Below are 23,925 nucleotides of genomic sequence, written 5' to 3'. Positions count from 1 at the left end.
CTCCCCTTGTCTCCCCATCTCCCCATCCCTTTCAATCACCGAGTACAAACATGAGTTGGATCATCTGCACGTTCTGCAAATTCTATACCACGTGATAAACGCCAAGCAAAGATAGCTGGTAATCCTTTTTCAATAATTGCTGCACAGGTTTTTTGAAAATCGTAAGCAACTTCTCGCAACATTACTTCCTGATTATCAGTGTCATAAATTACATAAGTTGCATTAGGTCTCCCATGCCTTGGTTCTCCCACAGAACCTGCATTAATAATCTTTTTCAAGCTTGCTGTAAAGCTCTTTTCTTCAGATAAATTTTTGCTTTCGACTCGAACTTTTAACTGTCCCGAATCTAAATTACGGAAATAAGGTGCATGAGTATGACCGCAAAAAAGCACATCTGCACCTGATGAAATTACTCGTTCTAATGCCACAAATGCATCGAGTTCTGGTAATAAATATTCATGATTGCTGTGGGGACTACCGTGAACAAAAGCCAAATTATCTTCTTGAAGAATATGAGGTAATTGAGCTAAAAAATCACGATTTTCTGGTGTTATTTGCTTGTTAGTCCATTCATGGGCAATAATACCGCGTTTTTCTGCTAATAAAGAAGGATAACTACAATCACAAGCATTTAAACCTTCAACCACATCTTCATCCCAACAACCACCGCAGGTAGGAATTTGCAAAGAACGAATTTTTTCCACTACTTGATTAGGATAAGGACCATATCCAACCAAATCCCCTAAACAAAAGATTTTTTCCGCAAAATGTTGCTCTATATCTAATAAAACAGCATCCAAAGCCGTAATATTGCCGTGAATACATGAAATAACTGCTATTTTCATACCTGCATTCCCTCTAATAACATCTGTTTAACTTGTTGCTGGAACTGCTTAACTAGTAAATCTGATAAAAAACAATCAGATAAAGTTTGCTTGAGGGTAACTTCATCCAAACTTTCTCCCAGTACTTCAATACCACTAAAACGCTGTGGTCTACCTTCCAAATGACGAGGTAAATTTAATTCTAAAAAACCGGCTTGAGGTATACCCGCAACAAAATCACAGTAAATACTTCTACCATCATTAACATCAAAAATTGCCTTAGCACGGCTAACATTACCATAAGCACCATGAGTTAATTCATACCAAAACTCTTCTAAACTATCTTCATCAATCACCTGAGTATCAGTTCCAACTCTCCATAAATGGTTAGATGAATCGCTTTTATTCCTATTCCGGTCTAAAATGACTAATCTCTCTTTACCTCTTTCCTCCGTGTTCTCAGCGTCTCTGCGGTTTTTATTTTCTCCCTGGAGGGAGACGCTGCACGAACGGTAATTTTCTAAAGGCAAGGGAATAATCGGTACTCCCGAAATAACCTCATCAGCCCAAGCGTGATATTCAGAATCTTTGAGATGCGGTGGTAAAACAGCTACAGTACGGTAAGATAAATCATTTAATATTGCCGATAAACTTCCTAAATCCAAGTAAAAACCCAATTCTATATAAACTACTTTTGCTTCGGGTATTCGTTTGAGTAATTCAACTTCTTGAGTGTCGCTGAAAACCTGTATTCCCGGAAAATCGGCAGTCATTCGGTTTTTATCAATAGAAACGTTACCAGTACCCGGACTGAAATAAATAATATTATCATCATCCACAGATTTTGTATCTTGGATTTGCTGATGAATCCAAGCAGTTTTTCCCGAACCCGCAGGACCAGCAACAACCTTAATTAAAGGTACAGTCATAGAAATTTCATCGAAGTTTAAAAACCATAAGTTACTCCGCTAATTGTAACTTATATGTGAATGATAATCGTTTTCAGCTTATTTGGGAATGACTCTTATAGAAGTCGGGTTTTTCTGAGAATTTCGTGGGTATTAGAGATATTTGTCGTAAAAACCCGACTTCTTGCCCCAGGTTTTGATAGAAGTCGGGTTTTTCTGAGAATTTCGTGGGTATTAGAAATATTTGTCGTAAAAAACCCGACTTCTTACCCCCATTTGATCAGAATTTTGTGAATGTTAAAGGAAAGTCCAACTGCCATTGCTTACCTTTATAAAATAATAATTGATAAACGTGTAGACTACCGTATCTAAAAGAAACTTCAGAAGATTGGAGGTAAAGATACCACATACGCAAGAATCGCTCATCATAGGTTGTCCCTAATGATTTAATAGTCTCTCGATTTTGGGTAAAATTTTCCGCCCAGTGCTTTAGGGTTTCTGCGTAATGAGGCTTGAGATTCTCGCAATGAGCAACTGATAATTTTGCAGCCCAAAGTTCTTGCGTCAATTCGTGAAGCTGGGGTAAATAGCCACCAGGGAAAATATATTTAGCAACCCAAGCACCAAGTCGTTCTTTACTTTGGGTGGCAATTGTATGTAATAGACCTACCCCATTGGGAGTTAACAATTCTGATGCTTTGTGCATGAACGTGGCGAAACTGTCTTTACCGACGTGTTCAAACATACCGATGCTGACAAATTTATCGTATTGCCCTTGTATCTCTCGGTAATCTTTAATAACGATATTTATTTTATCACTAAGACCTTTTTCGGCAATTCTTTCTTTAGCCAACGCTGCTTGCTCTAAACTTAAAGTGATACCAGTTCCGGAAATACCGTAATTTTCAGCAGCATAAATCAGCATTCCACCCCATCCACAACCAATATCAATCAGTGATTCTCCCGGTTGCAGCGCTAATTTTTGACAAATTAATTCGTACTTCTGAAGCTGCATCTGCTCTAGGGAATCAGTTTCTCGAAGCCGATAACCACAGGAATAAGTCATGGTTGGATCGAGAAAAAGCTGATATAAATCGTTTCCTAAGTCGTAGTGATGCTGTACGTTTTTGCGACTATTTTGAATTGTAGTGGGGACTGTTCGTAAACGTTGAGTTATTACTTTGACCAACAATGGAATTGTTACCCGTTGGCTAGCTTTCGAGTAGATGTTATTACGAAAAAACAAGCCAATGAGTTCAGCGAGGTTATCGTTTTCCTCATCCCACCAACCATCCATGTAAGCTTCACAAAACCCAAGAGCGCCAAATGCCAAAATCCGGTCATAGGTATGAGGATTATGAATACGAAGACTCAGAGCTGGTGATAAATCTTCCCTACCAAAATGGAACACCATACCTTCAGGGTTGGTAACAGTAAGATTTCCCTCTTGAATAAAGCTAAAAAGTTGGTAGAGATAACGCTCTCCACTGGGTAAGCGAGAAATGCGATCGCTCCAATTTTGGCTTGAAGGGGTAATGATTTCTCGATTTTCTCGATTTGGCGCTTGGGTTTGAGTCATATCTTGAGCTTCCTTATAATTTTACTAAGTTTGCTTTAGACTACTTCTGCACAACTTTGACATTAGTTGCCAATCCGAGGAATTGTAGTAATCTAATGGTCATCCAAGTCACATCAATTTCCCACCATTGCAAACCATGACGGGCTGAATATTGAAAAGCATGATGATTATTATGCCAACCTTCGCCAAAAGTCAAGAAAGCAACCCACCAACAGTTAGTAGAGCGGTCTTTTGAATCATGACTACGATAGCCGATCATATGACAAGCACTATTCACGAACATAGTAGAGTGAAGTCCGACAAATAAACGTACAAAGATTCCCCAAATGACAAAAGACCATCCACCGATAAAATAGAGGATAACCCCTAAAGCAACTTGCAACTCGATGTAATATCTGTGACAAAAACGATAAAATGGGTCATCGGCAATGTCCTTAGTAAGACGGGGAAGTTCAGTTCTCATCGGCACCGAATGCATTAACCAACTGATGTGACTCCACCAAAAACCCTGGGTAGAATTATGAGGGTCTTTTTCCTGATCGGAATACAAATGATGCGCCCTGTGATATCCAACCCACCCAAGTACACCTCCCTGAAGAGCCAAAGTACCGCACAAAATCAAAAAATACTCCAGCCATTTAGGAGTTTGTAAACTGCGATGGGTAGCCAAACGATGAAAACCAAAAGAAATTCCCAAACCGATGGTTATCCAGTGTAAAAACACTGCCACCCCTAGAGCAGCCCAACTAAATGTATGGGGTAAAAATACTAACAATACTGCTAAATGCAATATACAAGTAAAAATAATTACTTTTGGTCTCGGAGAAGCTGGATTAAATTGAGATACATTGCTAGTCATAATTTTATTGAATTTTAACTTTACACTGGATTGGATTTGTTGCGGTTTTCATTTTAATCATGTCACCATCACTTGATGTTTTTAGGAAAGTTACCAGAAAACTTACCCCAGAATCATCTCCATTTGAGGATTATAACTATCAATCGCTTGTAAGATACTATTAATTGTTTGCTGTGCGACCATCCATTTATGTAAATAAGCTGAAAGTTGTTTTAATTTAAAAGTGGATATTACAGCATATTTATAGAATGTCAGGTACATTTCCACAAAAGTTTAATAAATTGATCGGTGCAATGGTATTGACTACGAACAGGATGAAAATGTTCACGAGGTAAATGAAGTTTCTTGATTTGACAACAAAACAGCCCCAAATCTCAGCTTTGTAATCAATTAGTCAAAAATATAACGGTAATAACTCCCCTAAATCTTCATCAAGATGAGTAGCCTTGAGTACCAGTAGTACAGTATCGTGAGGGGAGCAACTGCTCGATCGGAACGGTAAAAAATACCTGGGGTATCAATAAAACTATATTTATCATATTTGTAAGTATCAAAAATCACAGTCAAACCGCGAAAGTTAGACATTGATATAACTTGCAATTAAACAGCAAAAATCATCGCCTTTCTTAGGACTTGACTCGATCAATATATTCGATCGCGCAAAATTCCGAGTCGCAACGGCAGCAGTACGAAACAGATCACCGAACAAGGCAAAAGTAAAAAATAAAAAGGCAAAAGTAAAGAAAAATAAAAATGGTTTAAGCACCATTATTTATTTATGGAACGAAGTAAAAACATTTGTTTCGAGACACGTAGTGCCTTCAAACAATACGTCCTTATCAAATCCCCTTAATTTATTTATGGGGATTATCTTTTTACTTTTTACTTTTTAAGGGGTTCTGTAATCCCGGCAGTTTGTACTTGACAATCAGCTAAATATTTACCCCAAATCGCCAAAGCAACGGCTCGTCGCAATTCAAAAACTGATTCCCCCCAACTACGCTAAGGTTGAACGCAATCAAATTCAACAGTTCCCCAAAGGCACGAGTATGTTGACCGTGTACTTAGGATTGAAAGAGAGTCCGCAACAACTGGGCTTTAAGGGAGAAAATCACTGGATTTACACTACCTATGACCATAACGCGATCGCCCAAGATTCTCCCATCCCTGTTGACAAATCACCGAAATTTTACTATCTCTCATTTCCATCACTAAAAGACCCATTAGCACAGGGTCATACAGCAGAAATTATTGTCCATGTTGAGTATGATTTCTTCTCTAAGGGTAGAACACTTTGACGCTAGCGATCGCGGTGCTGTCTATGGCATTCCTTGCATTTTACAACGGCTGGATCAATCCTGGATAGGGGCTAGAACACCGATTAAGAATCTATACCTAACGGGAGCCGATGATGGCTGGAGTGAAAACAGCAGGTATTTTAAATGGAGGGTTTGGCTTTTATGGCAACGATTATGGGAGAGTCAGCTGTACCAAGACGCTCTGAAACAGCAACAGATTTTTTGTCTAATTAAACACTAATCAGATAATCATTTTTTATCTATATGGATATTATTTGAAATCATAATTTGTGCCACAATAAATAAGTAGACATTTTTTTTATTAATATCTTCTTATGAATCTCTTCAAACGCAGCATTTCAGTGTTGTTTGTTGCAGCTACAGTTATCTCTGGTGCTGTTGTGGTATCCAAAATATCTGTTGCAGACTTCCAGGAGAAAATCACGACTGAGAAAAATCAAAAAGTGGCATTTGTCAATAGAACAATTACTGAGAGCGAAGTGTTAGCTGCTCAAAAAGCTTGGGGAGATGCATTGGTAGCTATTTCTACAACCCATGATACAAAAGGTAAAGCAGCTGCTAAAGCCTTAGCTGGAAAGGTAATTGACGATGCTTACGGATATCAATTTGGTCCAGTGCTTTTTAAGCCAACACTTTCAGCTGCTCCGCAGACATTCCGTACCACCCGTGCAGGAGCTTTGTCATACTTTGTGGGTGACAATGCCAATTTCCCTACGGATAAAGGTTTTGCGTTGAAAAGCTGGCGCAAAGTAGAGATTCAAAATGCAGCAGTTTTTATCAATGGTAACACGGCTACTACCATGGGAAATGTGATGATAACTGACAAACAGGGTAAAACTACCACAGTGGACAAAACTTGGAAGTTTCTCAAGGACGATAATGGTAAGCTGCGTATTGTTCTACACCATTCGTCATTGCCTTATACAGTAAACAATAAACAGTAAACAGTTATCAGTTAACAATTAACCTTTAAAATTTAGGTTAATTCAACATAATCACAGAAGTCGGGTTTTTAAAATATAAATATCGCTAAAGAAAACAATCATAAAAACCCGACTTCTTAACCTGTTCCCTATTCCCTACTACTAGAAAGTAAAGGTAGTTCTAAGAGTACCAATTACCGCATCATCATTGCTACTATCGTTACCGGGTGCAGTTACCCAGATAACTCCTGGGGTAATGCTGATATTGTCATTGACTCTGTACTGATAAAATCCTTCGATGTGATAGGAGGTATCTTCGGCTTCATCTAAACCATCAATGCTTGAACTAGTCACTTTAGGGTTCATCCCAAAAATCACTCCAGCGACATTACCTTTTTTACCTAAATCGGGTAATCCTAAAGTCACAGCCCAATTCCAAATCTCTGCATCACCACTTGAAGTCAAGCTACGAGTATTTGTATAACCTCCCCAGCCTCCTAGGATAAAGTTATCGCTCAAACCGAGTGTTGCTTGAACACCGTAAGAATCGCTCTTATAAGCTGTCTCTAGTTCTACACCTTGAGCATCTATACCTTGATTATAAGCATTGATATAGGTAAGACCAACTTTAAAACGCTTGCTGGGTTCAAAGGTAAGTTGTGCTAAAGCACCGTAAGGACCATTAAATATACCATTTCCTGGACTCGGATCATTATTACTACTAGCTAAATAGCTCAAACTCAACGACAAACTATCCCCAAACGCTTGGGTAATTCCCAATCCAGAACCATCCATTTGGTAATAAATGGGGTTACGAGTCCCAAACTTAGATAAAGCGCCTTCGGCACCATCACCATCGAATTGGTTCACCGTATCTACCACATCATCCGCTGCACCTGCATTCGCGATCGCGATGACGTTGGTTGATTTAGTTAGAGGGAAACTATACCATAATGCGTCTAAATAAGCATTTGTATCATCATCACCAGCAAAAGCTAAAGGTACTTCGGTATCGGGAATATTATTAGCTTGAATACGGGTATAGAGAGTATCTTTACCACTAAAACTGGTAACAAAATTAATCCGCGCTCTTGTACCTAAAGTAGTGTTGTTGTCTGTTGAATTACCTTCAAAAGCATCAGTTACGGCTATAACTACTTCTCCCTCTAATTTGGAAGTTGTAGAGAATTGATTAGCTTCTAATTGAGCAGTTTTCGCTTCGACTGCATCTACTCTACCGCGTAATGTCGCCAATTCAGGAGAAAATTCTGATTGCAATCTTTTAATGGTTTCTAAATCTTCATTGCTAGTATTGCTTGTTGCTACAGCAATTAGTTCGTTAACTCGATCTAAACAAGCATTCAAACCCGCAGCAAATTCATACCTAGTTAATGCTCGATTACCGCGAAAAGTACCATTAGGATATCCTGCAATACAGCCGTAACGTTCTACTAAAGATTGTAATGCTTGAAATGCCCAATCTGTAGGTTGTACGTCAGAAAATTGAGATACAGAAGTAACTTGTCCTAATGCTTCTTCTTGAATTTCAGTTTCTGCAATAGCAGTGTTGTTAATGAATAACGATGTTGCAAAAACGACGGGACTAACTAGTAGAAACTTCCACAAATTTTTCTTCATGATGCTTAATTCTCTCCTCACACGTAAATTTAGATAAATCAAAAATACAGATATGTAGATGTTACGGGAGATGCTCAGGCACCTTTTTTTATCCCTGATATTTATCGACTACTGATTACGGATAAACTAGATATCGGAAACGGAAACGGAAACGAAATACACCCCAAACTTCAAAAATAAACAACCGGATTTCTAAACATTAACTAAATATTGAGTAAAGTAATTTTACTCAAAATGTAGCTTTCATGTGTTATAAATTACTAACAAATCCGGTTTTTTATGGCATACAAGGCATGACAAAAAAGTTACTAATACCATAACCATAAGTTAATCAGACTTATTATTAACTACTTAGCTTCCACTGTCAATTATTATTTCTGGAAAGCGGTATATTGACCTCCCAAACCTTCCACAATAGCTTTAGTATTAGCAATTAGCTTTTTTTGATAAGTATCAGCATCTGTTCCCGGTTCACCTAAACCATCAGCATATAATTTTTCCGGAGAAACTTTCACATTCGCTTCTTGAGCAACTCTTTCAATCAGTTTAGAACTATGAGTACTTTCAGCAAAAATTGTCGGTACGTTCTCTTGCTTAATTTGTTTTACTAGTTCAGCTATTCTGGCTGCTGTTGGTTCTGCTTCAGTACTCAAACCTTCGATAGCACCTTCGTACTCAATATTATATGCCTGAGTATAATAATTTAAAGCATCGTGGGTGGTAACTAATTTACGCTGATTCTCAGGTATTGTAGCTATAGTTTTTTGAATCCAGCTATCGATTTGTTTGATTTCGCCGGTCACTTTTTCCGCATTCGTTGCATACAATTGAGCATTATCGGGAGAAACTTTTTCTAAATTACTACGAATCGCTTCTACCATTTGAACGCCATTTTGAGGATTATGCCATACATGGGGGTCTGGCGCTTTTTCTTCAGAATGTTTTTCTTCTCCCTCATGTTCCTTGTGTTCATGATCGTGTGCTTCCCCAATAATTGGCTTGGGTACTGCAACTTCATGAACTGCTACTTTCGGGGCTGTATTACTACTCGCTTCAACTAATTTGATGATACTCGGTTCAAAATCATAACCACCATACAAAACTAACTTAGCCTGTTCAATTGCTTTACGGTCATCGGGTTTGGGCTGATATGTGTGGGGATCTGAACCTGCATCCACCAAGCACTTCAAATCAACTGTTTCAGCAGCTACTTGTTTGGTTAAGTCACAAAGTACGCTCGTAGTCGCTACAACTAGGGGACGTTCTCCCGTTGCTGTACTGCTGGTGTTCACCGCAGAATCATTTTCCGTTCCAGAGTTGGAATTAACTTGCTCGTTGCCACCACAGCTAATTATACCGACAGCTAAAGTTAATGCCGCAATTGCATTAAGAGGTAATTTTCTAAACATAACTTTTGACAATAGCACAGTAAAATGATAATCGTTATCATACAACAGCTATTGGACTATGTGAAGTAAGTTTTTAACATCGAATAATTATCATTATCATACAGGAAAAATTAATTTTTATCATAGTCATAGTCAAGGATGTGATATCAATATTTACCCATGTCAGAGCCGGACACACGCTCGCCGCACGCCCCCCAAGATGAGCGTCTGGGCGGCAGTTGCTACAACGGCTGTGTTCCCCGACGCGAGTTGTTCATGGGGGAAAACCCCAAGACCACACTCGCTCCGCAATGCACTGCCTCGGCTATACAAGCAAAGTTCACCGTTAAAGTAGGCGAAGTTATACAGTATAAACTATCACTTTACTATTGAAATATTAGTAATTTTCTATTACCCATTACCAATTACCATTTTTCCTAGATTCAGGGACACTTTTCTAAAATCAAATGCTATGATGATAACGATTATCATTGTAAAAAATGTATGGAAAGTAATCCACCACACCTTTTGAAGAAAATCGACTTAGCGATTATTGGTGCTGGACCTCATGCTTTGACTTTGGTTGCTCATTTACTACAAAAAAGGCAAAAAATCCATTCCAAAATTGCGGTGTTTGATGCTAGTGGGAAATGGATGAATCAGTGGGAGCATCAATTTGCTGCATTAGAAATAGCGCATTTACGTTCTCCAGCAGTTCACCATCCAGATCCGAATCCTTTCGCATTACGTAAGTTTGCTGAGTCTCGCGGAAATGAATTTTACCCTCCCTACGATTTACCGGGAACTCGGTTATTTAACGATTTTTGTGAGGATGTAATTCGTCGTTGCGATTTAGAGAATATAGTTATAGGTGAAAAAGTAACTCGAATTCAACCATTGCGTAATCCCTTGTTGTCGCGGTTTCGTTTATGGTTGGGTTCAGGGGAATCAATCCTAGCGCGTCGGGTGGTGTTAGCAACTGGTAGTAGTCAATTACAAATACCAGATTGGGTAAATCAGATAAATACAAAATATCCCGAAGATAAGCTAATTCATTCTCATCTGATAGATTTACGGAAATTATATTTAGCTGGTGAAAGAATATTGATTATTGGTGGAGGATTAACCAGCGGACATTTAGCAGTAGGTGCGATATCTCGTGGAGCAGAAGTGCAGATATCCATACGACGACAATTGCAGGAAAAGATATTTGATGCAGATGCTGGTTGGTTAGGACCGAAATATCTCAAAGGATTTTTTGCGGAATCAAATTTTGAACAACGTTTTCAAATGATTCAACAAGCACGTAACGGTGGTTCGATGACACCTGCAATGGGAATCAAGCTGCGACAACAAGTGCGTCATGGTAAGCTGAAAATTCAGGAAAATATTCAAGTAGTTAAGGCTGAATGGACGGATAATCATTGGTTGGTGAAATTTACTGATGGAAGCGAATATGAATGCGATCGCATTTGCTTATCTACCGGAACCCGTTTTGATGTCAATTGCGAACCTTTATTAGAAGAAATTGGCAATTCATATCCAATTCCTGTGGTGAACGGTTTACCTGTTTTAGATAGTAATTTACAGTGGAAAGGTTGCTCATTATTTATTATGGGTGGTTTAGCGGCTTTACAGGTTGGACCCACAGCCCGAAATTTATCGGGTGCAAGAATGGCTAGTGAGAAAATGCTCAAAGCAATTATTAAATCTAATGTTGTTCAAAGTCAAGCGAAGTCAGCGTAAGCAGTTGATGGTTGATAGTTGATAGTTGATAGTTGATGGTTGATGGTGGTTAGTTGATGGTTGATGGTGGTTAGTTGATGGTTGATGGTTGATGGTTGATGGTGGTTAGTTGATAGTTGATGGTTTATGGTTGATGGTTGATGGTTGATGGTTGATGGTTGATGGTTGATGGTTGATGGTTGATGGTGGTTAGTTGATAACTGATAACTGTTAACTGTTCACTGTTAACTGATAACTGTTCGTTGGAGAAATTTAATTTTCAAGAAAAACCAAGCCCACGACTAGCTTTAGACCAAATTATGACTTCTCCATTTTGACCTCCAGCAGCAATTTTACTTGCTTGGGGATGCCATGCAACACAAGAAAAGCCGTTATTAGCACCTTGGAGAACGATTGATAGTTTCTTGGCTTTCTTCCATAAACAAAGCCAACCGTCAGCAGCAGCAGAAGCAAGCGTCAAGCTATCGGGTGCAAATTCTATTGCTTCGACAATATCGCTGTGATTGCTTAATACAGTCGCACCCCAACCCAAAGATGTGTCATCTTGTTTTTCCCATACAACTATACCTTCGGCGCTAGAAGATGCTAATAACGGTTCTTTTTTAGATGTACTAACTTTTGACCACGCTAAATGACGAATTTTACCAGGAAAACCATGCATTAACCAAGGTTCGGCTTGTTTGGCATTAATAATAAAATCTGTTTGCAATACACAAATAGTTCGATCCATATTACCCGAAGCAATATATTTACCATCTTGAGACCAAGCCACAGTGAGACTAGCGGATGGTACACTAAAAAAATATGGGTCTTCATCCCATTGATGAGAACGCCAAATTTTCACACCTTGATAACCAGCAATTGCGAGAAATGTACCATCATGACTCCAGTCAATACTCAGTACTGAAGAATTATCAAAATTTAAGGTGACAACGATTTCTTGAATGTCTGCATCCCAAACCTGTGCGTAACGTCCCAAACTAAAAGCTAGTAAATTTTTGCGGGGACTCCATGCTAATTTATCTACCCAAGCCGGTGCATTTTCCAAAGTCGCAACAACTTGATTATTAGAACTACTCCAAATTTTTACTTTACCATCCTGTCCGCCAACTGCAAGAAATTGTCCATCCGCAGAAAAACTCATTCCATCAATAGATGTATTAGTTACTTCTTGCAAAGCTATTAATTCTTTTTCTACTAATAACTTGACTTCCCCAGCCGCAGAACTCATCGCGAAAGTATTACCGTCAGCAGACCAATTTACAGCGGTTACATAATCAGAAAGTGTACAATTCCACTCTAAGTCAAAGTCAGTAGATTTAATCGTTTTCATTTTATTTTAACTTTTTCAATCAATTTTATCTGCTTATATCCTTTAAGCTTACATTGGGATGATAAAAAGTATGTGCAAAAAAACTCTGCGTTCCTCTCTCTTGAAAAGTTACTCATGGGGGGAACCCCCAAGACCGTACTTTTCGCTGCGCTTACCTCCGCGTCACTTTGCGTTTAAAAATATATAATTGACATACAAACGGATTTGATATTTATTTTATTTTTGCGTTTTCCCTTTTTTCCATAAATTGTAGAGTTGGCGATCGCCAGTGGAATTTGATAATTTGGAGTCGTGAATCACACTGGCTTTGTTTAAAATGAGAAATGTAATTGACTTTATTGAATTTCGTATCTCGTAATAATTGTTACTCCTTGTCTGCCATTAGAACTGGGTTTGAGTTTCCATTTACGGGCTAAACTCAAATGGTAATTATCTAATCTGCTGTTTCCGCTACCACTAAGCAAGTCCACATTAATCACATTACCTTGAGCATCAGTATCTACAGATACCGTTACATTACCTTCTATTCCATTTGCTTTTGCCCAAGATGGATAGTTTGTATTACATTGCCGACAGGCAGCACGTCCGTCGCCATCACCAACTGAATCACCCGTCCCTTTACCTAATCCATTTCCATTATTAGTATCATTAGTACTGGGTGTAGTTGCAACTTGATTACCTCCAGTAATAGGTCGTTTTCTTCTAGGAGCATTATCGCTACTTTCGCCAATAGAAGAATCAGGTAAGGAGGGTGCTGTATCTCGGTTTTTTCTAATTCCTGAAAGAGTATCTCTTAAGTTCTGATCGTCTTGTTGAGTTGCTTGGGGTGATTCTATGGGAGGATCAACAGGAGCCGGAATTTCTCGTGCTGTTCTAGAATCTCGTTGTTGTTGTGCAAGTAGACGTTTTAAATCTTCGGAGGCTTGACTTGGCTGTGTTGGTGGTTCTATGGGAGGTTCAACAGGAGCCGGAATTTCCCGTGGTGTTCTAGAATCTCGTTGTTGTGCAAGTTCACGTAAACGTCTTAAATCTTCGGAAGTTTTCGGTTGCGGTATTGGTGGCTCTGGAGGAGTAACGGCTGTTGTAGAATCTCGTTGTTGTGCAAGCAAACGTCTTAAATCTTCGGAAGCTTGACTTGGCTGTGTTGGTGGTTCTATGGGAGGTTCAACGGGAGCAGGAATTTCCCGTGGTGTTCTAGATTCCGGTTGCGGTTGTGTAGGAATATTATTCTCAGGGATTGGTTCTGGCTTTTGTTCCGGAATAACTGGTGATAATGGTTCTTTGAATGGTTCAAAAGGGACTAGTTTTGGTTTTGGAAGGGGTTCTGCGATGGATGGTGCTTCGGGAGTGATTCTCGGTTGTGTTGGTATAGGTTCCGATAAAGAATTTGGACTTCCACCGCTAATTTGAGAGTCGCGGTTAAAGTTTTCTAAATCCGGTTCAATTTTAGTCGTGTCGGGAACAGGAGGCTTTATTTCTGCTTCTGGCTCGATTTTTTGCGGTTCTGGTTTTGGTTTTATTTCTTCTTTCGGTTCAATTTCTTCTATAGGAGTATCAAGAAGAGTGATTTCAACTGGTTCCTCCTCAACTTGGGGAATCCTGTTTAACAGCCTGCCAATACCCGAAGCTAACAACACAATATGAAATAGTAGCGAGCCGACTAAACTACACGCTAAAAAAATTCGTAGAGCTTTTAATTCTCTCTCTCGCTGTTGTAGCACTGTATTTGCAAAGCTCATGGTTAAAATCTACTAATAGTTGATATACTTTTGCATTAACTCAAGATTTTACAATAATTAATGATAAAAGTCAACCAATTTTTTCAATTATTACTTAATAATCTGTTGCAATTATCGGATGAAATATACCTTTAACTTCAAGTTCAAATTACATTGCGATCGCAAATACCCTTGTCAGAATAAAAATGCTCAAAGTCTTGATATTTGATTTTTTGAATATCTGTAACATTGATAATTGTCTTTAACTAGCACGTTTTTTTACTTTGTAAAAATACCTTGAGACTCAATTCTCTGTTGATTTTTAATACCTGAAATAGATTGACATTTATTATCATCTGTTATAAGTTGATTTGATAAGTTCTGTCATCTGCACCAAAAGATCGGTAGTAGTGACTTTTATTAATGCACTTGAGAGCTATACATGGGAATACAGAATCTATTCTCGGCAGGTGGCGTTGTCATGATACCGCTGCTGGGTTTTTCAATATTGGCATTAGCGCTGATTGTGGAAAGAATAAGGTTTTGGCTGAAAATAAATAATCGTCAAACTAAAGTAGTACGAGATGTTTTAAATCTCTATCGTCGGAACAATATCGTCGGTGCAATTGATGGATTGAGAAAGAACGCAGATTTACCTATCGCTCGGATGTTTCTGACTGCTTTAGAGTTAGAAGAACCGACTCCGGAAGAGTTTCGTTTAGCATTGGAAAGTGAAGCACAAGCGGAAATTCCTTTACTCAAACGTTTTCAAACTATATTTGATACTATAATTTCTCTGGCACCGTTATTAGGTCTTCTTGGTACAGTATTAGGACTAATTGGTTCCTTTGCTTCTTTAAATCTTGGTAATGTGGGTGGTTCTCAAACAACGGATGTCGTTGGTGGTATTAGTGAAGCTTTGGTTTCCACTGCTGCGGGATTGATTGTAGCAATTTTCACGCTTTTATTTGCCAATACCTTTCGAGCAATGTATCAAAGACAAATGGCATTGATTCAAGAATACGGTGGAGAATTAGAATTGCTTTACCGTCGTCGTTACGAACGAGGAATAAAAGATTATGCGTCTACCTGATGAAGCGGATGTACCAGCGCAAATTAATATCGTCCCAATGATAGATGTGATATTTGCGATTTTGACATTTTTTGTGATGTCAACGTTGTTTTTAACTCGTCAAGAAGGATTACCAGTAAATTTACCTCAAGCATCCACTGCAAAACAAGCAGCTGAACCAGCAAGAGTGACTTTGACAGTAGACAAGACTGGAAATTTATTTTTGAACAAGCAACCGATTACTTTGGAAGCATTAGAAGCGGGGGTGAAAGAACAAGTCAAACCCGAACAGCCTTTAATGGTGGTATTGAATGCTGATGAAGGGGTGAATCACGGCAAAATTGTTGAGGTGATGGATAAAGTGCGACGGGTGAAGGGTGCATCTTTAGCGATCGCCACTCGTCGAGATTAATTGAATCAACCTTACTATTATTGGTTTTATTGTTATCAAAATATGCATCCGTGAGTACCCACTATCAGTTAACAGTGAACAGTTAACAATCGACTTGCCCGGTGATAACTGTTAACTGATTTTAGGGGCTTGATACTAAGTAAGCTGGCGCAAATAAATGTAAATCAATCTTAAACTCTCTTACCTGTTACCTGTTACCTGTTAACTGTTGCCTCTTGCCTTTTGCCTCTTGCCTTTTGCCTATCCCCGAAGACTAATAAGCAAACCCTATGTATATATTATCAAACCGAAAACCTGTAATAGGGTTAATAATCGGATGTTTGGTGCTTTTAATCTGTGTTGTTTTCAGCGTCACTTTGGGTGCGGCAAAAATTCCTCTGGATACGATTTATCAATCATTTCTGTCTTTCGATGCTTCCAGAGAACATTTAATCATTCATAGTGTGAGATTACCGCGATCGCTATTAGCAATCTTAGTCGGTGGATCAATATCGGTTGCAGGTGCTTTGATGCAAGGTGTGACACGCAATCCCCTAGCTGATCCAGGAATTTTGGGAGTAAGTTCCGGTGCAGCTTTTTCGGTGGTGATGGCAATTTTCTTGTTTGGTGCCTCTTCTCCGAGTATCTACATTTGGTATGCCTTTTTGGGTGCGGGTGTGGCTGCTTTTAGTGTTTACTTTCTGGCTTCTTTAGGACGAGGTGGAGCTACACCATTAAATCTTACCATAGCCGGGGCAGCAATTAGTAGTTTACTTGCTTCATTGACTTCGGGAGTATTAATTGTCAGTCAACGCACTTTAGAAGAAATTCGTTTTTGGTTAGCTGGTTCTTTAGCAGGTACAGATACAAGTGTTATTCTCCAAGTTTTACCTTATATTTGTATCGGCATGATATTGGCTGTAATAATCTCCCCCCAAGTGACGATTTTGAGTTTAGGGGAAGATATTGCTTCATCTTTAGGACAAAAAACTGTAGCTGTAAAAATTGCGGCGGTTATCTGCGTTTTATTGTTAGATGGTAGTGCGGTAGCGGTAGCTGGTGCGATCGGATTTATTGGTTTAGTGATTCCCCATATTGTCAGATTTATCGTCGGAGTCGATTATCGTTGGATTATTCCCTATAGTGTATTATTTGGAGCCATATTACTATTAGTTGCCGATATTTTTGCTCGATTGCTTATTCAACCGCAAGAGATTCCTGTGGGGATTATGACAGCTTTAATCGGTGCGCCATTTTTTGTTTATTTAGCTAAAACCAAGGTGAAGAAATAAAACTTGTTGACTAGCCAACAGCAAATCCATCAAACTGTCGCATAAATGGTGAATGAGAATTTATAGCTAGCATATTGCTCTAAAACTTGTTTTACTAAAAGTCAATATTTTTCTAGTTTTTTCATTCGACAATAACCTCCTTTTTCGGATCAAAAATTAAAAGTTTCAACTGATACTTCACCCATAGCGTGTTTAACAACTCGCGTTTGAGAAGTTGTATAATCAGAATTGGAACTAATATTTTGAGTAGTACTCACTCCACAGCCAATAATGATAAAAGCTGTGATGATACTGAATAAAATTAATTGGATTTGACGAGAATTGAAAATAGGAGTGAAAAAACTCCGCGTGACTCCGCGTTTACCTCCGCGTCCCTTTGCGTTAAAAAACATAATATAGCTACTACTACTAATAATTAAATTTTCAATAAGTTTGTAATTTTAAATTGTGGAATTTTAGTTAATTTACTATTACAGCATTCACCTTTTGTATATATAGTTTTTGTTTTATCTTCAATAACGTTACATCTATAAGTATTAGTCATGCAGTCTGGTGTTTTAAAACATATTTCTACTTGATTAAAAGTTTCGTCTTCATTGTGTTTAATTACCCAACCTTGCACTTGATAATTAAACCATTTCCACCCATAATTTAGCATTAACTCTCTTTCTAAAAACTGAACTTGCCAAGGCAAAACTCCCCAACCGCGATAGACATTTTTGAAGCATTCAATATCACCAGTTCTAGTCAAAATAGCAGCAAAGGATTTTGGCTCAAGTCTACCGTAATATCTTGCTTCTGGAAGGTCTATCATAGTTGGTGCAAAACGATGTCCGCCAAAATGACTGCTTTGCCAAACTCGAACATCAGATAATGATAAATCTTCTACTGTAGCTAAAGCTTGGCGAAAAAAAGGATTGCCATATTTAGCACAACATTTATCATGACTTCCATGAGTACAGACTAAAATATCTCTAGTTTGAATATTGTTATCTGAAGATTCTAGAGTCTCACCTTTGATGCACTTTTCAATTATCGGTACTGCATCATTAATATCTGTTAATAGAAACTCTTTCTTAACATAATTTGAAAAAATCTCTTCTTGATGATAATATATAATTAAACGATTATATCCAGTTTCGTGGTAATTAGGATTATAAATAAATACTAGCCTTAAAAATAATTCCACTTCTTCATTAATAACTGCTTTTAAACCTTTTAATTTACCAGAAAGGGCTTTTTTATCTAAGGGGTCAGATGTCCAAGGTGGTGGAAATTCGAGTAAGACATAATATCGACGGTTTAATGCACAGCCAATCGGGTCTTCTTTTACTTCACAAGATTCTTCTGCACAGAAAAAATTGTTCATAATCTAAAAAATTAAATATTATTTATATCAATAATCTTCAGCATCATGATCTGGCACAATAGTTTCCACGTTCCGCAGTCGTGGAACAGAATAACCGCTCAAACCAATCAACAATAAACCAATAGAAAAAAACACATATAAAATTGCCATTCCCGCACCTTTTCCAGTACCAAATAAATTACCAAATAAAGGTACAAGATTACCTCCTGGCATCATAGCAGGTTCAAAAACATGGTCGGCAAGTAAAGCAGCAATAAAAACAGCGATCGCCGAAACAATCTGTTGCATAATAGACTCGGTGGCAAAGACTCGTCCTTGTATATCCGGTCTAACTTTACTCAGCAATATAGCCCTTGAAGAACTTGTCAACATGGGAAAATTGAGAGAGGAGCAAAATTGAGCAGGTAGCCAAATCATTAACCCTTGTCCCAAACCAAATATTGTTTTGCTCACTCCAGCACCCATCATTCCCAAAAGAAAACCATTAATCCGTCGTTTGGAACCACCCCAAATACTCAAAATAATAGTTCCCGTTACTCCCCCCAATCCAGCCGCAGAGGAAATACTACCTAATATCCTGGTGTCATTATTTGTACGTGCCAAAATCATCGGTGAATGTAAGGTTGCACCAATGTCATGAGCAAACCAAAATAAAGAACCAGTAACTACCATCGCTAAAAGGCTTTTTTGTCTTATAAGATAGCGAAAACCGAAAATAATCTCTTGCCAAATCCCGATACTTTTCTCAGATTGAGTTGTTGTTTTTGGTTGAGGAATACGTACCTTCAAAATAGTCGCGATCGCAATTGTGAAACTAATAAAGTCAATCAATAAGATGCCACCCAAATCAATTATGTAATAGAGAAAACCTGCTAATGCTGGAGCAATAATTATTGAACCGTAATGAATTGCAGAATTCATACTAGTAGCCCTTTGGTAATGTTGTTTGGGTACTAACATGGAAAGTGAGGACGAATAAGCTAGGGCTTGAACTTCGCTAAATGCTCCATTTACCGCACCAGTTGCGTAAATATGCCATATTTGTAATTGGTTGGTTAAATACAAATAGCCGATGACTATAGTAGATATTGCCGCTACACAATCAGCAATTATCAACAAAAACTTGCGATTTACACGGTCTACAATTAATCCTGAAGCTAAGGTAATAAAAATACTGGGAATGAGTTCAAAAAAACTCAATAAAGCAATTGTAGTTACCTGATTTGTCAGTTGCCATGCCCAAATTTTGATTGCAAAATAAGTCATATAACTGCCAATATTTGATACTAACTGACCAAACCAAATAATGATAAATTTACGCATTTTAGGTGAATAAGAAAGATACCTGTTTTCCCCTATGATTTACCAAGAAATCCGATATCCAACGCTGAGAGTTCTACCTTTACCTGCATAGTTGGCACTATCAAAGAATGGTGCAAAATATTGGGAATAAACCGGGAAATATTGGTTATTAAATAGGTTTTGAATGCCTATTTGTAATTCCCCTTGTCCTAGTTTAATACTGCTTAGGTAGTCTACGGTTAAGTAACTGTCGATTCCAGCATCTTCTACAGCATCTTCAAAAGCGCGATCGCGATTACCTGAATACAATAATTGCAATCTATTACGCCATCCTTTGAGGGTTTGATTTTCTACATAAGCCGTTAATTTCAACGGAGGAACGGTAATGCTATTAAGCGCTAAATATTCACCATCATCGTCTTCATCATTTTCACCTTCCGTCCAAGTCAATGTACCACCCAATTTCCAATTTTCGGCAGGTTGTACATCAACTGCTGCTTCTATACCATAGATGCGTTGGGGAGCGCGGACAGTTTCTAAAAAGTCGTCATCTGTGACTGTAAAATCCGAACCCAAGTCTGAAAAGTTATAAAAACCAGCTATAGAAGCTTGTAAATTATTCCATTGACCCCGAATTCCAATTTCATAGTTATCTACTTTCTGTGGTTCTGTAAGTTGTAGAGAGTCTAAAATGTTCACCGCTCCTGCTGGAGGTCTGCGGAAAACACGACCCAAATCGGGAACTGAAAATCCTTGAGCAAAGTTAGCGAAAACGTTCACTTCGGGACTCAAGCCATAGACAATGCCTCCATTAAATACTGTAGAATCAAAATTGCGATCGCCACCTTGAATATTGCGCCGATTACTCGTAACCAGCCAAACAATAGATGCTCAAATAATTTTTTCTGACTGCAAAATACAGTCTTATTGGTAACTCTTCTCAGTAATTTTACGAGACATGAGGGGAAAAATGAAGCGCGAAATCTTCTTCAAACGGAATTATTACCTTCTCTAAACGGAATTTTTCCGGGAATACACGCTGGGATTAACACCAAACTTTTTGCGAAAAGCAGTCATAAAAGCACTGTAACTTGAATAGCCGACAGTTCGTGCAACTTGATTTATGGTATTTTTTTCTAAAAGTAATTCTTTGGCTCGTTCCATGCGATAATCATGTAAATAACCAAAGACAGTTGTACTAAATATTTGCTGAAACCCTTTTTTTAAAGTGCAGTCATTGAGATTTACTTGCCGCGCTAATGCTAATAATGATGGTGGATTGCTAAAGTTACTAATGATAATATCTCTCGCTTGGTAAATACTATCAATTTGTTCTGACTTGAGATTCGTAGTTGAGTTTAACGGTTTAGAATCTTGCAAATCTTCTAAACGTAGCGCCATTAATTCTAATACTTTAGCTTCTAAATAAAGCTGTCTTGTTAAACCTTGATAAGGACAATTTAAAATTTGCTGCAAGATAGTTTGCATTTGCGGTGTTGTCCTACCAACTTGAAAATAATTTGTATCGATATTTGTTTTATCAATAATATTTTGGAAATTGTCAGGTAATTTATCGTTAGGAGACAAGACCAAACTTTCAAATAACGAATATTCGATATGAATATCTAATTTTAAGATTCTTTCTTGTGCTTGCCATTCCTTTGTGTTACTTTCATCTGCATCGGTATCTAAGTCAAGTGATATAAAATTTTGTCCTGAGTTTATATTGATACCACAACCATGACCAAAAATACTAAAACCTAATTCTAAAGAAGTATAAGATTGAGTTGGGGAAGTTTCAATAACTAAGTTTTCTTGTAATTTATAATCTTCTACCAAAAGAGAGATTCCCGGACGCAGGTGAAACCAATGTCTCTTACCATGACTGATTCCTTTGGGATCATGCAGTTGAAATTCGTAAGTTTTTGGTTGAAAATAACTGTTATTAAGTGGAATTGATAAATGGCGGCAATCCGGAGGTTCTTGTAAAACAAGGGTCATGGAATTTTAGATTTTGGATGAGCTATTGAGATAGATGAGAAATAATATCATTAATTTGTACTTCAAATAAGTATCGTCAATTACAAGTATTTTTCAGGGAAGTAGGAAATTAGATCATGTCCGGTTAAATACTTATAATAAAGTGGGTTCGGGAACAGTCAACAATTACCAATTAGCAATTACCAGTCATAGAATAGGGACAGGCAAGGATGCCCATCCCACACACAAGAATGTATCAAGCTCTTCCCTTTCTTCCGATGGGAACACACATTGGTGTACCAGCAACAGGATCGGGAAAAATTCGACATTCCAACCCAAATACTTCCCGAACCATTTCTTCTTTCATTACCAATTCCGGTTGTCCAGCGACAAAAACTTTACCTTCCTTGACTGCAACTAAATAATCAGCATAACGACAAGCTTGGTTTAAATCATGCAACACCATCACCAAAGTTCGTCCTTGATTTTGATTTAATTCCCAGAGTAAATCCAACACTTCAATTTGATGAGCTAAATCTAAAAAAGTTGTCGGTTCATCTAATAATAAAATATCCGTATCCTGTGCCAAAGCCATCGCAATCCAAGCTCGTTGTCGCTGTCCCCCAGAAAGAGTATCTAATTCCCTTTCTGCTAACTCTTTCATGCGGGTAATTTCTAAAGCTATATCGACCAATCTTTCATCTTCTTTTGTCCATTGTTGCAGCCAATTTTGGTAAGGGAAACGTCCACACGCGACTAAATCTTTTACTGTTAAGCCTTCAGGAGGAACAGGCCCCTGAGAAAGAATTCCTAATTTTTGAGCAACATCTTTTGTAGATAATTTAAAGACATCTTTGGCATCTAAATAAACAGTTCCTTTGCTAGGTTTGAGTAATCTCGCTAATCCTCTTAACAACGTAGATTTTCCACAACCATTTGCACCGACTAATGCTGTAGTTTTTCCCTTGGGTATAGTTAAATCTAGGTTTTTAACTATCGTCGTTCCTTCATAGCCTAAAGTTAAGCCACGTGTTTCAATTTGTGAGTGTTGGTGAGTGTTTAATTGCATTTTTTTAGATATTTTATAAAGTTTAATCTATTGAGATTCAATAGGGTTGTGGTAATACTCACTAATCACTACTACTTCCAACTTCCTTCTTGTTTGTGAGAAATGCGGGTATACTATAGTGAACTAATAACCAGGTTATTTTTTCCGGGTTTGTATTAATAAATAAATAAAATAAGGCGCACCGATTACCGCAGTGACAATACCACAGGGAATTTCTATTGGTGCAAAAATAACCCTTCCTAATAAATCAGAAATAGCCACCATCATCGCTCCTAAAACTCCAGAGACTGGTATCAAACCGAGATGATTTCCTCCTACTAATTGACGGGCTATATGAGGTGCAATTAATCCTACAAAACTAATTGTTCCTGCCGTTGCAACTGCTGCACCTGACAACGCAGCACTAATTATTAATAATAAACCCCGTTGCCATTCAATGTTACTTCCTAAACTTTGGGCAATGTCATCTCCTAAATTTAAAGTATTTAATTCGGCAGCTTTAATTAAAGCTAGAGGAACAAATATAATCAACCAAGGTAGAAAAGCAAAAACCTGTTCCCAAGTTCTTCCATAGACACTTCCTGCTAACCAAACTAATGCCTGATTGACTTCATAAATTTCCCCAAAGGTGACCATGAAGCTGGTACAAGCTCCAGCAACCGCAGAAATTCCCACACCAATTAAAATCAATCTGACTGGGTGAGTCCCTCTATCCCAAGCAAAAATATAAATTAATAAACAAGCAATTAAAGCACCCAAAAACGCTGATACAGGTAAAACTCCAGCAGGTAAGTTTGGTAGTAAGATAATGAGACTAACTGCTGCTAAACTAGCTCCGGCATTAATACCAATAATTCCCGGATCGGCAAGAGGATTTCTGGTTAAACCTTGCATAATTGCACCGGAAATTGCCAGTGCAATACCTACTAAACAAGCTGTTAATGTTCTTGGTAATCGTAAAGTATTAATCACAAAACCATAATCCGGATTTCCCGTATCGATTCCCAATAGGGTTTGTAAAACTACAAACGGTGGAGTCGGATATTCACCGACAGAGGTGCTAATAATAAATGTTGTCAAGGTAATGACACAAATCAGTAGTAAGACTGACGGGATGCGTCGGTGCAGACGAAAGGATATTGGTGGAAACTTTGAGCGGAAAATAAATGTATTATTCTTCACTTGGTACCTGAGTTTGGGCTAAGTCAACCCAGA

At 38.1% G+C, this 23,925-nt stretch carries 22 protein-coding genes; 7 read left to right on the top strand and 15 right to left on the bottom strand.

The features are described 5' to 3' along the window. Positions 1 to 35: 35 nt before the first annotated feature. The 4 genes from IQ247_RS13355 to IQ247_RS13340 form a co-directional block, all read right to left on the bottom strand. Entirely contained in the window at positions 36 to 845 is an 810-nt protein-coding gene (locus IQ247_RS13355; protein WP_193920709.1) for a metallophosphoesterase family protein, read from the bottom strand. Continuing rightward, positions 842 to 1,753 carry a GTP-binding protein gene (locus IQ247_RS32560; protein WP_228059717.1) on the bottom strand — a complete coding sequence of 304 codons (912 nt, stop codon included), beginning with the start codon at positions 1,751 to 1,753 and terminating at the stop codon, positions 842 to 844. Before IQ247_RS32560 ends, IQ247_RS13355 begins: the two co-directional genes overlap by 4 nt. Before the next feature lie 259 nt (positions 1,754 to 2,012). Further along, positions 2,013 to 3,311 (bottom strand): class I SAM-dependent methyltransferase, encoded by a 1,299-nt coding sequence (locus IQ247_RS13345; protein ID WP_193920707.1) that lies wholly within the window; start codon positions 3,309 to 3,311, stop codon positions 2,013 to 2,015. 40 nt (positions 3,312 to 3,351) lie between these two features. Next, on the bottom strand, positions 3,352 to 4,170 hold the full coding sequence (locus IQ247_RS13340) for an acyl-CoA desaturase (RefSeq protein ID WP_193920705.1): 819 nt from the start codon (positions 4,168 to 4,170) through the stop codon (positions 3,352 to 3,354). A gap of 1,049 nt (positions 4,171 to 5,219) precedes the next feature. Here IQ247_RS13340 and IQ247_RS13335 point away from each other — a divergent pair. From IQ247_RS13335 to IQ247_RS13325, 3 genes are all read left to right on the top strand, one after another. Next, positions 5,220 to 5,468 carry a hypothetical protein gene (locus IQ247_RS13335; protein ID WP_193920703.1) on the top strand — a complete coding sequence of 83 codons (249 nt, stop codon included), beginning with the start codon at positions 5,220 to 5,222 and terminating at the stop codon, positions 5,466 to 5,468. Then, on the top strand, positions 5,437 to 5,709 hold the full coding sequence (locus IQ247_RS13330; protein ID WP_193920701.1) for a hypothetical protein: 273 nt from the start codon (positions 5,437 to 5,439) through the stop codon (positions 5,707 to 5,709). Before IQ247_RS13335 ends, IQ247_RS13330 begins: the two co-directional genes overlap by 32 nt. 94 nt (positions 5,710 to 5,803) lie before the next feature. After that, positions 5,804 to 6,433, top strand: coding sequence for a metal-independent carbonic anhydrase (locus tag IQ247_RS13325; RefSeq protein WP_193920699.1), 630 nt, complete (start codon positions 5,804 to 5,806; stop codon positions 6,431 to 6,433). 141 nt (positions 6,434 to 6,574) lie between these two features. Here the strand turns inward: IQ247_RS13325 and IQ247_RS13320 are convergent, their stop codons facing one another. After that, positions 6,575 to 8,050, bottom strand: a complete 1,476-nt coding sequence (locus IQ247_RS13320) for an iron uptake porin (protein WP_193920697.1) — start codon at positions 8,048 to 8,050, stop codon at positions 6,575 to 6,577. Between the two features lie 371 nt (positions 8,051 to 8,421). Continuing rightward, positions 8,422 to 9,459, bottom strand: a complete 1,038-nt coding sequence (locus tag IQ247_RS13315; RefSeq protein ID WP_193920695.1) for a metal ABC transporter solute-binding protein, Zn/Mn family — start codon at positions 9,457 to 9,459, stop codon at positions 8,422 to 8,424. Between the two features lie 483 nt (positions 9,460 to 9,942). On the opposite strand from IQ247_RS13315, the gene IQ247_RS13310 reads away from it, so the two are divergent. Then, positions 9,943 to 11,184: an FAD-dependent oxidoreductase gene (locus IQ247_RS13310; protein ID WP_193920693.1), complete on the top strand. Its 1,242-nt coding sequence runs from the start codon at positions 9,943 to 9,945 to the stop codon at positions 11,182 to 11,184. 259 nt (positions 11,185 to 11,443) lie between these two features. On the opposite strand, the gene IQ247_RS13305 is transcribed toward IQ247_RS13310, so the two are convergent. Together IQ247_RS13305 and IQ247_RS13300 are read right to left on the bottom strand one after the other, a co-directional pair. Continuing rightward, positions 11,444 to 12,517 (bottom strand): WD40 repeat domain-containing protein, encoded by a 1,074-nt coding sequence (locus IQ247_RS13305; RefSeq protein ID WP_193920691.1) that lies wholly within the window; start codon positions 12,515 to 12,517, stop codon positions 11,444 to 11,446. A gap of 335 nt (positions 12,518 to 12,852) precedes the next feature. Next, a complete protein-coding gene (locus IQ247_RS13300) occupies positions 12,853 to 14,256 on the bottom strand; it encodes an energy transducer TonB (protein WP_193920689.1) in 1,404 nt (467 codons plus the stop codon). A gap of 421 nt (positions 14,257 to 14,677) precedes the next feature. On the opposite strand from IQ247_RS13300, the gene IQ247_RS13295 reads away from it, so the two are divergent. The 3 genes from IQ247_RS13295 to IQ247_RS13285 all read left to right on the top strand — a co-directional run bounded on the left by IQ247_RS13295 (position 14,678) and on the right by IQ247_RS13285 (position 16,990). Next, positions 14,678 to 15,328, top strand: coding sequence for a MotA/TolQ/ExbB proton channel family protein (locus tag IQ247_RS13295; protein ID WP_193920687.1), 651 nt, complete (start codon positions 14,678 to 14,680; stop codon positions 15,326 to 15,328). Continuing rightward, the gene (locus IQ247_RS13290) at positions 15,315 to 15,719 is read left to right on the top strand and encodes an ExbD/TolR family protein (RefSeq protein ID WP_193920686.1); all 405 of its coding nucleotides are present in this window, start codon (positions 15,315 to 15,317) and stop codon (positions 15,717 to 15,719) included. Before IQ247_RS13295 ends, IQ247_RS13290 begins: the two co-directional genes overlap by 14 nt. 269 nt (positions 15,720 to 15,988) lie before the next feature. Then, positions 15,989 to 16,990 (top strand): FecCD family ABC transporter permease, encoded by a 1,002-nt coding sequence (locus tag IQ247_RS13285; protein WP_193920685.1) that lies wholly within the window; start codon positions 15,989 to 15,991, stop codon positions 16,988 to 16,990. Positions 16,991 to 17,139: 149 nt separating this feature from the next. Here the strand turns inward: IQ247_RS13285 and IQ247_RS13280 are convergent, their stop codons facing one another. From IQ247_RS13280 to IQ247_RS13250, 7 genes are all read right to left on the bottom strand, one after another. Beyond that, positions 17,140 to 17,382, bottom strand: a complete 243-nt coding sequence (locus IQ247_RS13280; RefSeq protein ID WP_193920684.1) for a hypothetical protein — start codon at positions 17,380 to 17,382, stop codon at positions 17,140 to 17,142. Positions 17,383 to 17,405: 23 nt separating this feature from the next. Beyond that, a complete protein-coding gene (locus IQ247_RS13275) occupies positions 17,406 to 18,359 on the bottom strand; it encodes a ferredoxin family protein (RefSeq protein ID WP_193920683.1) in 954 nt (317 codons plus the stop codon). Positions 18,360 to 18,386: 27 nt separating this feature from the next. Further along, complete coding sequence (locus IQ247_RS13270) at positions 18,387 to 19,682, bottom strand: MFS transporter (RefSeq protein ID WP_193920682.1); 1,296 nt, start codon at positions 19,680 to 19,682, stop codon at positions 18,387 to 18,389. Between the two features lie 39 nt (positions 19,683 to 19,721). After that, positions 19,722 to 20,513, bottom strand: coding sequence for a TonB-dependent receptor domain-containing protein (locus IQ247_RS13265; RefSeq protein ID WP_322745500.1), 792 nt, complete (start codon positions 20,511 to 20,513; stop codon positions 19,722 to 19,724). A gap of 159 nt (positions 20,514 to 20,672) precedes the next feature. Then, a complete protein-coding gene (locus IQ247_RS13260; RefSeq protein ID WP_193920681.1) occupies positions 20,673 to 21,662 on the bottom strand; it encodes a helix-turn-helix transcriptional regulator in 990 nt (329 codons plus the stop codon). Positions 21,663 to 21,897: 235 nt separating this feature from the next. Next, a complete protein-coding gene (locus IQ247_RS13255) occupies positions 21,898 to 22,710 on the bottom strand; it encodes an ABC transporter ATP-binding protein (protein ID WP_193920680.1) in 813 nt (270 codons plus the stop codon). A 135-nt stretch (positions 22,711 to 22,845) separates the two neighbouring features. Then, a complete protein-coding gene (locus tag IQ247_RS13250) occupies positions 22,846 to 23,892 on the bottom strand; it encodes a FecCD family ABC transporter permease (protein WP_193920679.1) in 1,047 nt (348 codons plus the stop codon). Between the last annotated feature and the right edge of the window lie 33 nt (positions 23,893 to 23,925).

The sequence above is a fragment of the Plectonema cf. radiosum LEGE 06105 genome (assembly GCF_015207665.1).
Classification (GTDB): Bacteria; Cyanobacteriota; Cyanobacteriia; order Cyanobacteriales; family Nostocaceae; genus Rivularia; species Rivularia radiosa_A.
The sequence above is the reverse complement of the archived record's forward strand: the minus strand, read 5'-3'. Positions and strand labels throughout refer to the sequence as shown.